Source organism: Pseudaquabacterium inlustre (assembly GCF_038066595.1).
GTDB lineage: Bacteria > Pseudomonadota > Gammaproteobacteria > Burkholderiales > Burkholderiaceae_C > Pseudaquabacterium > Pseudaquabacterium inlustre.
In genome coordinates, this window is record NZ_JBBUTH010000001.1 from 220,114 (window position 1) to 232,098 (window position 11,985).

Below are 11,985 nucleotides of genomic sequence, written 5' to 3' on the forward strand. Positions count from 1 at the left end.
CTCCTACAATCGGCGGTTCCCCCTCCCATTTCGCGCAGCGGGTGCGGCCGCAAGGCCGACCCGCGCTGCCTGCCGTTGCCATGACCGAGCTCGCCAAGTCCTTCGAACCCGCCGCCATCGAGGCCCGCTGGGCCCCGCAGTGGGAGCAATCGGGCGTCTACGCGCCCACGCTGGATGCCGCCAAGCCCAGCTTCTGCATCCAGCTGCCGCCGCCCAACGTCACCGGCACGCTGCACATGGGCCATGCGTTCAACCAGACCATCATGGACTCGTTGACGCGCTACCACCGCATGCTGGGCCACAACACGCTGTGGGTGCCGGGCACCGACCATGCCGGCATCGCCACGCAGATCGTGGTGGAGCGCCAGCTGCAGGAGCAAGGCGTCAGCCGGCACGACCTGGGCCGCGAGGCCTTCGTGGCCAAGGTGTGGGAATGGAAGGCCAAGAGCGGCGCCACCATCACGCAGCAGATGCGCCGCATGGGCGACAGCGTGAGCTGGGGCCACGAGTACTTCACGATGGACGACAAGCTGTCGGGCGTAGTCACCGACACCTTCGTCAAGCTGTTCGAGGAAGGCCTGATCTACCGCGGCAAGCGCCTGGTGAGCTGGGACCCGATCCTGAAGTCGGCCGTGTCCGACCTGGAGGTGGAGAGCGAGGAGGAAGACGGCTTCCTGTGGCACATCCGCTACCCATTGGCCGATGGCTCGGGTGAGCTGGTGGTGGCCACCACCCGCCCCGAGACCATGCTGGGCGACACCGCGGTGATGGTGCACCCGGAAGACGAGCGCTACGCCGCGCTGATCGGCAAGCAGGTCAAGCTGCCCATCACCGGCCGCCTGGTGCCGGTGATCGCCGACGACTACGTGGACAAGGCCTTCGGCACCGGCGTGGTCAAGGTCACGCCCGCGCACGACCCCAACGACTACCAGGTGGGCCAGCGCCATGGCCTGCCGATGCTGACCATCTTCACGCTGGAAGCCAAGGTGGTGTCGGACATGGCCGACATCCCCGAGGCCTACCGCGGGCAAGATCGCTTCGCCGCACGCAAGGCCATCGTGGCCCAGCTCGATGCCGAAGGCCTGCTGGTCGAGACCAAGAAGCACAAGCTGCAGGTGCCGCGCTGCGCCCGCACCGGGCAGGTCATCGAGCCCATGCTGACTGACCAGTGGTTCGTGGCCATGACCAAGCCGGGCCACAACGGCAAGAGCATCGCCGAAGAGGCGATCGAGGCGGTCAGCAGCGGTGACGTGCGCTTCGTGCCCGAGCAGTGGGTCAACACCTACAACCAGTGGATGAAGAACATCCAGGACTGGTGCATCAGCCGCCAGCTGTGGTGGGGCCACCAGATCCCGGCCTGGTACGGCACGAACGGCGAACTGTTCGTGGCCCGCAGCGAGGCCGAGGCCCGCGCCCAGGCCGATGCCGCCGGCTACACCGGTGAGCTGACCCGCGACCCCGATGTGCTGGACACCTGGTACTCCAGCGCGCTGGTGCCCTTCAGCACGCTGGGCTGGCCTGGGCAGACGCAGGAGATGGACCTCTTCCTGCCCAGCAGCGTGCTGGTCACCGGCCACGACATCATCTTCTTCTGGGTCGCCCGGATGATCATGATGACCAAGCACTTCACCGGCAAGGTGCCGTTCAGGGACGTCTACATCCACGGCCTGGTGCTCGATGCACAGGGCAAGAAGATGAGCAAGAGCGAGGGCAACGTGCTCGATCCGGTCGACTTGATCGACGGCATCGCACTGGCCCCGCTGCTGGACAAGCGCACCACCGGCCTGCGCAAGCCCGAGACCGCGCCCAAGGTGCGCAAGGCCACCGAGAAGGAGTTTCCCGAGGGCATCCCGGCTTATGGCGCCGACGCGCTGCGCTTCACCTTCGCGGCCATGGCCACGCTGGGCCGCACGGTCAACTTCGACACCAAGCGCTGCGAGGGCTACCGCAACTTCTGCAACAAGCTGTGGAACGCCACGCGCTTCGTGCTGATGAACTGCGAAGGCCAGGACTGCGGCCTGATGGAGCACTCCAAGGCCGACTGCACCGTGGGCGGCAAGGCCCATGGCTACATGCGCTTCAGCGCCGCCGACAAGTGGATCAGCAGCGAACTGCAGCGCGTGGAAGCGGCCGTGGCCCAGGGCTTCGCCGACTACCGCCTGGACAACGTGGCCAACGCCATCTACCAGTTCGTGTGGGACGAGTACTGCGACTGGTACCTCGAGATCGCCAAGGTGCAGATCCAGACCGGCAGCGAGGCCGAGCAGCGCGCCACGCGTCGCACGCTGATCCGCACGCTGGAGACCGTGCTGCGCCTGCTGCACCCGATCGCCCCGTTCATCACCGCCGAGCTGTGGGACACGGTGGCGCCGGTGGCCGGCCGCAAGACCAGCGACAGCGTGGCCACCGCCGCCTACCCGCTGGCACAGCTGGAGCGCATCGACGCCGCGGCCGACGCCTGGATGGGCCGGCTGAAGGCCCTGGTGGACAGCTGCCGCAGCCTGCGTGGCGAGATGGGCCTGTCACCCGCCGAGCGCGTGCCGCTGCTGCTGGCCACGCCCGCCGCCGAGGCCGAGTTCGCCGAGACGGCCGCGCCGCTGCTCAAGGCCCTGGCCAAGCTGGCCGAGGTGCAGGTGTTCACCGACGACGCCGCCTTCGCCGCGGCCAGCGCCATGGCCCCGGTGGCCGTGCAGGGCACGCTGCGCCTGGCGCTGAAGGTGGAGATCGACGTGGTCGCCGAGCAGGCGCGCCTGGGCAAGGAGATCACCCGCCTGGAAGGCGAGATCACCAAGGCCGAGGCCAAGCTTGGCAACGAGAGCTTCGTGGCCCGTGCGCCCGCCGCCGTGGTGGAGCAGGAGCGCGGTCGCCTGGCCGAGTTCGGCGCCACGCTGGCCCGCCTGCGCGAGCAGCTGGCACGGCTGGGCTGACCGGCGACGGGCCGCGATCGACGCGGCCCGGGTGCGCCCCGCTCAATAGGCGTTGGGCATCGCCGGCAGTGACAGCGCCATGTCGATGCGCTTGGCCACGTCCCAGGCCGCACGCACGCGCGACTCGCGCGTGGTGCTGGCCACGCGCGGCGTCACCTGCAGCGTGTCGATCTGGTGCAGCGGCCGGCCGGGCTCGAGCATCTGCGGCTCCATGCTGTCGAACCAGGCCGCGGCCATGCGGCCCGTGCCCAGCACATCGGCCAGCGCGGCCTCGTCGAACAGGCTCGACGGCGTCAGGCTCACCAGCACCTGGTTGGGCTTGCAGAACGCCAGGTAGCGCTCGCCCAGCAGCTGCTGGTAGCGGGGGAAGTAGCTCAGCATCACCGCGACGCAGTCGCTGGCCTCCATCAGTTCGCGCAGGCCCACCGGCTCCACGCGCAGCATCTGCCAGGCCGGGTCGTTGGCGTGCAGCATCGGGTCGTAGCCGATCACATGCGCACCAAAGGCCTCCAGCAGCCGTGCCAGCGGCTCGGCCGCCGGTGCCATGCCGATCAGGCCCACCGTGGTGTCGCCCAGTTCGCGCCCGACCAGCAGGCCCTCGGCATTGACCACCGGCACGCGGCGCAGCATCTGCAGCAGCGCACCGATCATGAACTCGGCCTCGGCCTGCGAGGTGGCATCGCCGGGCCGGATCACATCCACCCCGGCCCGTGCGCAGGCCTCGGCATCGATGTTCTCCACGCCGGCCGACAGGCGGCCCACGGCCCTGAGCATCGGCGCCTCGGCCAGCGCGTCGGCATCCACCGACACCGGGGGCGGGATGATCAGCGCCCGCACCTGCGGCAAGGCCTGACGCAGCGCGCGCGGATCACGTGCCAGATCAGGGGCATAGCGCACTGGATGACGGGCCACCAGCCACTGCATCACCTCGGGGTCGATCGGCTCCACGACGAGGATCATCGCGACGCTCCCCGCGTGACTTCTGGGGGGGCAACCGTCACGGACGGCATGCCAGAATCATTCGAATCCCACACGACAACTGCTGTTCTTATGATGGTCAAGAAGGCGATCTTCCCTGTAGCGGGCCTCGGCACGCGGTTCCTGCCGGCCACCAAGGCGCAACCCAAGGAGATGCTGCCGGTGGTCGACAAGCCACTGATCCAGTACGCCGTGGAAGAGGCTTATGCGGCGGGCGTGCGCGAGATGATCTTCGTCACCGGTCGGCACAAGCGCCCGATCGAAGACCACTTTGACATGACCTTCGAGCTCGAGGTAGCCCTTGAACAAGCGGGTAAAGCCGAATTGCTGGAAGTTGTCCGCAGCGTCAAGCCGGCCGACATGGAGTGCATCTACGTGCGCCAGGCCCAGGCGCTGGGCCTCGGCCACGCCGTGCTGTGCGGCCGCCGGCTGGTCGGCAACGAGCCCTTCGCCGTGCTGCTGGCCGACGACCTGATGGTCGGCGAGAAGCCCATCCTGAAGCAGATGGTCGAGCAGTTCGCCGAGTGGCAGGCGTCCATCCTGGCCGTGCAGGAAGTGCCGCCCGAGCACACCAAGCGTTACGGCATCGTCGCCGGTACGCAGGTCAATGACCGCCTGGTCGACATCACCCGCATCGTCGAGAAGCCGGCACCCGAGGTCGCGCCGTCCAACCTGGGCGTGGCCGGCCGCTACATCCTCACGCCCGGCGTGTTCCGCGAGATCGAGAACCAGCCGCGTGGCGTGGGCGGCGAGATCCAGCTCACCGATGGCATCGCCGCGCTGCTGCGCCGCGAGAAGGTCTTCGCCTACCGCTACGACGGCCGGCGCTACGACTGCGGCAGCAAGGAAGGCTTCCTCGAGGCCAATGTCGAGCTGGCACTGGCCCACCCGCAGCTGGGCCCGGGTTTCCGCGAGTTCCTGAAGACGCTGCCCCTGTGAGCGCCGGCGCCGGTGGCGCCGTGGCAGTGATGCCAGGGCGCCCATCGGCTCAGCGGCGGCGCAGCAGGTGCACGAACTCGCCGCCGGCGCTGGTCTGCTCGACCAGCTCGTTGCCGGTCTGACGGCAGAAGGCCTGGAAGTCGCGCACCGATCCGGGATCGGTGGCCACCACCTTCAGCAGCTCACCGCTGTGCAGTTCGGCCAGGGCCTTCTTGGCCTTCAGGATGGGCAAGGGGCAGTTCAGCCCGCGCGTGTCGAGTTCCTTCTGGGCTTGCATGGTGGGACGCCGATCGTGCAAAAAAAGCGCCGCGATTCTAGGTGCGCGGCGGGAACTCGATGAACTGCGGCTCGTGGCCGCGGCTGCGCAGCCAGTCGGCCAGGGCGATGCCGGTGCCGGCCCGCCAGCAGCGCAGGTCGGCCAGGTCGAACAGCTTGTACTCCGACAACTCGGGCGACAGCCGCACCTCGCCACGCGCCAGCGCGTGGTAGGCGATGATGACCTGGTTCATGCGCTGGAAGTCGTAGACGCCCACCAGCTTCAGGTCCAGCACCTCCAGCGCGGTCTCCTCCGCCACCTCGCGGCGGATGCCGTGCTCGGGCGATTCGCCGGCCTCCATGAAGCCGGTGATCAGCGCGAACATGCGGCCGCTCCAGGCGGCATTGCGCGCCAGCAGCACCTTGCCGCCCTGGTCGGCACACTCGACGATGGCCGCCAGCACCGGCGTGGGGTTGTTCCAGTGCGTCCAGCCGCAGGCCGGGCAGCGCAGCCGGGTCTTGGGGCCGCCGTCCTCCCACTGCTCGATGGCCTCGAGCGGCGTGGCACAGCTGGGGCAGAAGCGGAAGGCGTCGCGCGACATGGCGGGCGCGCTCAGGCCGGGAACACGCCGGTGGACAGGTAGCGCTCGCCGCGGTCGCAGACCACGAAGGCAATCGTCGCGTCGCGCACCTGCTGCGCAATCTGCAGCGCCACCCAGCAGGCACCCGCGGCCGAGATGCCGGCGAACAGGCCTTCCTCGCGCGCCAGGCGGCGCGCCATGTCCTCGGCATCGGCCTGGCTGACCAGCACCAGTTCATCGACGCTGCTGGCGTCGTAGATCTTCGGCAGATAGGCCTCGGGCCACTTGCGGATGCCGGGGATGCGCGAGCCCTCGGACGGCTGCGCGCCGACGATGCGCACGCCCGGGTTGCGCTCCTTCAGGTAGCGGCTCACGCCGGTGATGGTGCCGGTGGTGCCCATCGCGCTGACGAAGTGGGTGATGCGCCCCTGGGTCTGCTGCCACAGCTCGGGGCCGGTGGTCTCGTAATGGATGCGCGGGTTGTCGGCGTTGGCGAACTGGTCGAGCACATGCCCCTTGCCGTCGTTGCGCATCTGCTCGGCCAGGTCGCGTGCGTACTCCATGCCACCCGAGCGCGGCGTGAGGATCAGTTCGGCGCCGAAGGCCTTCATGGTCTGGGCGCGCTCGATCGACAGGTCCTCCGGCATGATCAGCACCATGCGGTAGCCGCGGATCGCGGCCGCCATCGCCAGCGCGATGCCGGTGTTGCCGCTGGTGGCCTCGATCAGCGTGTCGCCCGGACGGATGTCGCCACGCTCCTCGGCGCGGCGGATCATGCTCATCGCCGGCCGGTCCTTCACCGATCCGGCCGGGTTGTTGCCTTCGAGCTTGCCGAGGACCACATTGCCACGGGCCGCGCCTGCGGCGCCGGGCAGGCGCTGCAGCTGCACCAGCGGCGTCTGGCCGATGACATCCTCGATCGTGGGGTAGCGGGGCATGGACACGTGATGAACCTCCGGGCGACGATTGTGTCAGCGCCGGGCGGTGGCTGCTGTGTGCCCCGCGACATCCCGCGGCGGCCTTCGGCGCACCCGGCGGCCACCGGATGCGGCGCACCCCCATGACATAATCCGAGGCCACGCCGCTCCTTCCCCGGAGCGCTCCTGCCCGCGTGACGAAATCGGTAGACGTAGCGGATTCAAAATCCGCCGCCGCAAGGCGTGCCAGTTCGAGTCTGGCCGCGGGCACCACTGCTCTCCCAGCCCACCTGCCGATGCTGCAACTGCCCCCGGTCACCAAGGCGCTGCTGCTGGCCTGCATCGCCGTGTTCTGCGTGCAGTCGCTGCTGCCCATCCTGCCGATCGGCGCCTACCTGGCGCTGTGGCCGTTGTCCAGCGGGCACTTCTGGCCGTGGCAGGTGCTGAGCTACGGTTTCCTGCACGGCGACTTCACCCACCTGCTGTTCAACATGCTGGGCATGTGGATGTTCGGCCGCGAGCTCGAAAGCCTGTGGGGCGGCAAGCGCTACGCCCACCTGCTGCTGGCCAGCCTGGTGACGGCCGCCATCGCCCAGTTGCTGGTCACGCTGCTGATCGGCAGCCGCGCGCCGACGGTGGGCGCCTCGGGCGCGCTGTACGGCCTGCTGCTGGCCTACGGCATGGTGTTCCGCCACCGCATGTTCGATCTGGTGGGCCTGCTGCCGATGGCACTGATGCTGCTGCCGGGCGACATCTTCCAGACCCTGGGCCTGATCCTGTTCGTGCTGCTGCTGGCCAACCGCCAGATGGTGCCGATCCCGCCGGTGATGATCCCGGCGATGACGATGGTGGCCATCTTCGGCGGCATCGAGTTGTTCATGGGCCTGATGCACTACCGGGATTCGGGCATCGCCCACTTCGCCCACCTGGGTGGCATGCTCGGCGCTTGGCTGCTGATGCGCCACTGGCGCAACGGCGGCGGCACGCGCGGCAAGGTGCGCCGCATCCACTGAGCGGCCCGTCGGCCCGTCGGGCCGGCGCTGGCCGCGTCGCGTCCACCATCCTTGGGATGTGACCGCCCGCCCGTCACAGACCGATACCCACGTCCTCCTGCAGAGGTCTAAGCTGTGCCCAACCCCCCATCGTGAGCGGGGAACTCGGGAATGCCTCATGCTTGCACGCATCGCATTCCCGTCGGGAGCGCTGCCATGCACCGAGGTCTGTCCCCCTGGAGTCTGACCGCCTGGACCGCCATGCTGGCGGTGGTGGCCGCCGTGCTACTGGTGTGGCCGGGACTGGGCAACGCCCAGGGCCTGCTGCCCGCCGGGGCCACGCCCGCCGCGCTGGCCGACCGCTCGAAAGCCCTGGACCGCGCCCGCGAAGCCATGGTGGGCGTGCAGGTCACGGCGGTGGACGACGCCCGCTCGATCCGCAGCCTGGGCCGCGAGCGCGCCGGCTCTGGCGTGGTGATCGAGCGCGACGGCCTGGTGCTGACCATCGGCTACCTGGTGCTGGAAGCCGAGTCGGTGCTGCTGCAACTCGACGACGGGCGCACCGTGCCGGCGCGCGTGCTGGGCTACGACGGCGCATCGGGCCTGGGCCTGGTGCAGGCGCTGGCGCCACTGGGCATCGCGCCGGCGCCGCTGGGTCGGCCGGGGGCCCTGGACCTGCAGCAGCCGCTGCTGGTGGCCACCGGCGGATCGGATGCGGCGGTCAGCACCACGGCACTGGCCGCGCGGCGCGCCTTCGCCGGCACCTGGGAATACCACCTCGAGCAGGCGCTGATCACCGCGCCGGCGCGGCGCGATCACAGCGGCGCCGGTCTGTTCGATGACCAGGGGCGACTGGTGGGCATCGGCTCGCTGTTCCTGGCCGACGGGCGCGCTGGCGGTGAGCCGACCGCGCCGGCCGAGGCCGGCGGCCCGGCCAACCTGTTCGTGCCGGTGGACCTGCTGCCCCCGGTGCTGGACGAACTGCGCCAGCGTGGCACCACCCAGGCCAGCCGACGTGCCTGGCTGGGCCTGAACTGCGTGGAACTGGCCGGCGCGCTGCGCGTGGTGCGCGTCACCCACGACAGCCCGGCCGATGTGGCCGGCCTGGAGGTGGGCGACCGCATCCTGCGCATCGATGGCGCCGAGGTCCATTCACTCGCCGCGCTGTGGCAGGCCCTGTGGGCCGGCGGTGCCGAGCGCGAGGTGGTGCTCGACATCCTGCGCCAGGGCGAAGCCCAGGCCGTCAAGGTCTACAGCGTCGACCGCCTGAAGACCCTGCGCCGGCCGCAGGGCATCTGAGGCCGGCGTTCAGCCGGTCAGGCCCTCGACCACCGTCGGGTAGCGCAGCACCAGGCGCAGCTCGCGCTTGAGCCGGCCGTTGAGCAGCCGGCGCGATTCGGCCATGAAACTCAGCTGCATCGGTGACAACTGGCCCGCCGCCTCGGCCCGGCGCACGCGCGGCGGCGGCGCCAGGCCGCACAGCCGGGCCGCCAGATCGAAGTACTCGCCCATGCGCAACTCGGTGTCGTCGCTGGCATGCAGCACGCGCTGCGGTTGCCCACGCAGCAACGCCGCCACGCAGGCACGCGCCAGGTCGTCGGCGTGGATGTGGTTGGTGTAGACGTCGTCCTCGGGTGCCAGCACCGGCGTGCCGCGCAACAGGCGCTCGCGCGGGTGGCCGCCGGGCCGGTCGGGCGCGTAGATGCCGGGGATGCGCAGGATGCTCACCGCCACGCCGACCTCGCGGCCGAAGCGGCGCACCTGGCGCTCGGCATCGACGCGGCGGCGCGCGCGGTCGGTGGCCGGGGCCACCGTGCGGGTCTCGTCGAAGCGCGCGCCGGCGCAGTCGCCGTACACGCCGGTGGTGCTGGCATAGACCAGGCGCTTCAGCCGCCCGGGCTCGCGCGCCACGCCGCGGGCCAGCGCCTGCAACAGGTGCGCGGTGCGTGTGTCGGTGGCGCCCTGCCCTGGCGGCGGCGCCAGGTGCAGCACCGCATCGGCCAGGCCGGCCAGGCGGCGCAGGCTGGCGGCATCGTCCAGGTTGCCCACCAGCGGCACGGCGCCGGCGGCACGCAACTCGGCGCAGCGCGCCGGGCTGCTGGTCAGCGCCAGCAGGCGCCAGCGCCCGGCCAGCAGGCGCAGCACGCGCAGGCCCACATCGCCGCAGCCCACCACCAGCAGCGTGGGTCGGCGGTGGCGGGGTGTGGGCGTCATGGTCGGTGGGCTTTGGGCAGGGGCAGGCAAAATGGCGGGTTCAGTGTAGTTCGCACGCCTCCCCAGCCCCGCCTTCACCATGACCTTCACCGTCACGCTCCAGCCCTCCGGCCGCGCCTTCGATGTGGCACGCGACGAGACCGTGCTCGCCGCCGCCATTCGCCAGGGCATCGGCCTGCCTTATGGCTGCCGCGACGGCGCCTGCGGCTCGTGCAAGAGCAAGCTGATGGACGGCCGCGTGATCCACGGCGCGCACCAGCTGAAGGCGCTGAGCGAGGCGGAAGAAGCCGCCGGCATGATCCTCACCTGCTGCGCCACGCCGCAGACCGACTGCACCGTGGAGGCGCGCAGCGTGCCCGGCGCGGGCGAGTTCCCGGTGCTGAAGATGCCCACCCGCGTGCTGGCCATCAGCAAGCCCACGGCCGATGTGGCGCTGCTGCGCATGCTGTTGCCGGCCAACCAGAGCTTCCAGTACCGCGCCGGCCAGTACGTCGAGTTCCTGCTGCGCGACGGCTCGCGCCGCAGCTACTCGATGGCCAATGCGCCCACCAACGTCGGCGAGCCGCCCAGCATCGAGCTGCACATCCGCCACATGCCCGGCGGCAAGTTCACCGACGTGGTGTTCTCCACGCTGAAGGAGAAGGACATCCTGCGCATGGAAGGCCCGTTCGGCAGCTTCTTCCTGCGCGAGGGCGACAAGCCCATGGTGCTGCTGGCCTCGGGGACCGGCTTCGCACCGATCAAGGCGCTGATCGAGCAGCTCAAGACCAGCGGCAGCCAGCGCCCGGCCGTGCTGTACTGGGGCGCGCGCCGCAAGGCCGACCTGTACATGCACGACTGGGCGGTGCAGGCCGCCGCCGAACTGCCCAACCTGCGCTATGTGCCGGTGCTGTCGGAGGCCACCGCCGACGACGCCTGGACCGGCCGCACCGGCTTCGTGCACCAGGCCGTGATGGCCGACCTGCCCGACCTGTCGGGCCACGAGGTCTATGCCTGCGGCGTGCCGGTGATGGTGGATGCGGCGCAGCGCGACTTCACGGCGCAGTGCCAGCTGCCGGCCGACGCGTTCTTCGCCGACGCGTTCACGTCGGAAGCCGACAAGAACCCCGCGGCCTGAGCCCATGCCGATGTCTTTCCTGCCGCGCCGCTCGCTGCTGGCCACCCTGGCCCTGTGTACCCTGGCCGGGGCCGCCGCGGCCCAGCCCGCGCCCAAGCCCATCCGCCTGATCGTGCCCTACCCGCCCGGCGGCCCGCTGGACATCGCCGCGCGCACGCTGGCCGCCGCGGTGAAGGATTCGCTGGGCACCGTGGTGGTCGACAACAAGCCCGGTGCCGGCGGCAACCTGGGCGCCGACCTGGCGGCCAAGGCCGCACCCGACGGCACCACGATCGTGATGGGCGCGGTGGCCACGCATGCCATCAACCCCTGGCTGTTCAAGAAGCTGCCCTACGACCCGATCCGCGACTTCACGCCCATCACCCGTGTGGCGCAGGTGCCCAATGTGCTGGTGATGAACGCCGAAGCGGCGCAACGCCTGCACATCGCATCGCTGGCCGACCTGGTGGCCTACGCCAAGAAGAACCCCGGCCGCCTGAACTACGGCTCGGGCGGCAACGGCAGTGCCGGTCACCTGGCCGGCGAGATGTTCAAGGCCCAGGCCGGCGTGTTCATGGTGCACATCCCGTACGCCGGCGGCAACCCGGCGCAGCTGGGCCTGCTGTCGGGCCAGGTGGACCTGAACTTCGACAACCTGGCCACGGCTTCGGCCAACATCAAGAGCGGCAAGCTCAAGGCGCTGGCGGTCACCGGCACGCGCCGCAGCGCCGCGCTGCCCGAGGTGCCCACCGTGGCCGAGGCCGGCGCCAAGCTGGGCCTGGCGCAGTTCGACGTGGGCACCTGGTTCGGCCTGTTCGCACCGGCCGGCCTGCCCGCGCCCGAGCTGGCGCGCCTGCACAAGGCCTTCACGGCCGCGCTGGACGCGCCCGACACCAAGGCCCGCTTCGCCCAGCTGATGGCCGAGCCCTCGCCCACCACGCCCGAGCAGTTCGCTGCCTTCGTGAAGGCCGAGCTGGCCAAGTACGGCCCGGTGGTCAAGGCCTCCGGCGCGACGGTGGATTGACGTGCCCCCACGTCGCGTCGCTCCTGCCCCCCGAGGGGGCGCTCAGGCCCTTCGGGCGGCCG

11 protein-coding genes and 1 tRNA gene are annotated in these 11,985 nt (G+C 70.4%); 7 read left to right on the top strand and 5 right to left on the bottom strand.

Features of this window, described 5'->3' with window-relative positions:
- Nucleotides 1–80: 80 nt before the first annotated feature.
- The gene (locus tag AACH10_RS01065) at nt 81–2,927 is read left to right on the top strand and encodes a valine--tRNA ligase (protein ID WP_341408496.1); all 2,847 of its coding nucleotides are present in this window, start codon (nt 81–83) and stop codon (nt 2,925–2,927) included.
- Nucleotides 2,928–2,969: 42 nt separating this feature from the next.
- On the opposite strand, the gene AACH10_RS01070 is transcribed toward AACH10_RS01065, so the two are convergent.
- A complete protein-coding gene (locus AACH10_RS01070) occupies nt 2,970–3,887 on the bottom strand; it encodes an NAD(P)-dependent oxidoreductase (RefSeq protein WP_341408497.1) in 918 nt (305 codons plus the stop codon).
- Nucleotides 3,888–3,977: 90 nt separating this feature from the next.
- On the opposite strand from AACH10_RS01070, the gene galU reads away from it, so the two are divergent.
- On the top strand, nt 3,978–4,844 hold the full coding sequence (galU, locus tag AACH10_RS01075; protein ID WP_341408498.1) for a UTP--glucose-1-phosphate uridylyltransferase GalU: 867 nt from the start codon (nt 3,978–3,980) through the stop codon (nt 4,842–4,844).
- Between the two features lie 49 nt (nt 4,845–4,893).
- Here galU and AACH10_RS01080 read toward each other — a convergent pair whose 3' ends face one another.
- The 3 genes from AACH10_RS01080 to cysM are packed head-to-tail and all read right to left on the bottom strand — an operon-like array spanning nt 4,894 to nt 6,618.
- Nucleotides 4,894–5,121 (bottom strand): sulfurtransferase TusA family protein, encoded by a 228-nt coding sequence (locus AACH10_RS01080; protein ID WP_341408499.1) that lies wholly within the window; start codon nt 5,119–5,121, stop codon nt 4,894–4,896.
- A 37-nt stretch (nt 5,122–5,158) separates the two neighbouring features.
- The gene (locus AACH10_RS01085) at nt 5,159–5,701 is read right to left on the bottom strand and encodes an NUDIX domain-containing protein (protein WP_341408500.1); all 543 of its coding nucleotides are present in this window, start codon (nt 5,699–5,701) and stop codon (nt 5,159–5,161) included.
- Nucleotides 5,702–5,712: 11 nt separating this feature from the next.
- A complete protein-coding gene (gene cysM / locus AACH10_RS01090) occupies nt 5,713–6,618 on the bottom strand; it encodes a cysteine synthase CysM (protein WP_341408501.1) in 906 nt (301 codons plus the stop codon).
- Nucleotides 6,619–6,785: 167 nt separating this feature from the next.
- On the opposite strand from cysM, the gene AACH10_RS01095 reads away from it, so the two are divergent.
- From AACH10_RS01095 to AACH10_RS01105, 3 genes are all read left to right on the top strand, one after another.
- Nucleotides 6,786–6,870, top strand: a tRNA-Leu gene (locus AACH10_RS01095).
- Nucleotides 6,871–6,893: 23 nt separating this feature from the next.
- A complete protein-coding gene (locus tag AACH10_RS01100) occupies nt 6,894–7,610 on the top strand; it encodes a rhomboid family intramembrane serine protease (RefSeq protein WP_341408502.1) in 717 nt (238 codons plus the stop codon).
- A 195-nt stretch (nt 7,611–7,805) separates the two neighbouring features.
- Nucleotides 7,806–8,888 (top strand): S1C family serine protease, encoded by a 1,083-nt coding sequence (locus AACH10_RS01105; RefSeq protein WP_341408503.1) that lies wholly within the window; start codon nt 7,806–7,808, stop codon nt 8,886–8,888.
- A 9-nt stretch (nt 8,889–8,897) separates the two neighbouring features.
- Here the strand turns inward: AACH10_RS01105 and AACH10_RS01110 are convergent, their stop codons facing one another.
- A complete protein-coding gene (locus AACH10_RS01110; protein ID WP_341408504.1) occupies nt 8,898–9,803 on the bottom strand; it encodes an SDR family oxidoreductase in 906 nt (301 codons plus the stop codon).
- Between the two features lie 79 nt (nt 9,804–9,882).
- Here AACH10_RS01110 and AACH10_RS01115 point away from each other — a divergent pair, with 79 nt between their 5' ends.
- Nucleotides 9,883–10,920: a CDP-6-deoxy-delta-3,4-glucoseen reductase gene (locus AACH10_RS01115; protein WP_341408505.1), complete on the top strand. Its 1,038-nt coding sequence runs from the start codon at nt 9,883–9,885 to the stop codon at nt 10,918–10,920.
- Between the two features lie 10 nt (nt 10,921–10,930).
- A complete protein-coding gene (locus tag AACH10_RS01120) occupies nt 10,931–11,923 on the top strand; it encodes a Bug family tripartite tricarboxylate transporter substrate binding protein (protein ID WP_423228553.1) in 993 nt (330 codons plus the stop codon).
- Nucleotides 11,924–11,985 lie beyond the last annotated feature (62 nt).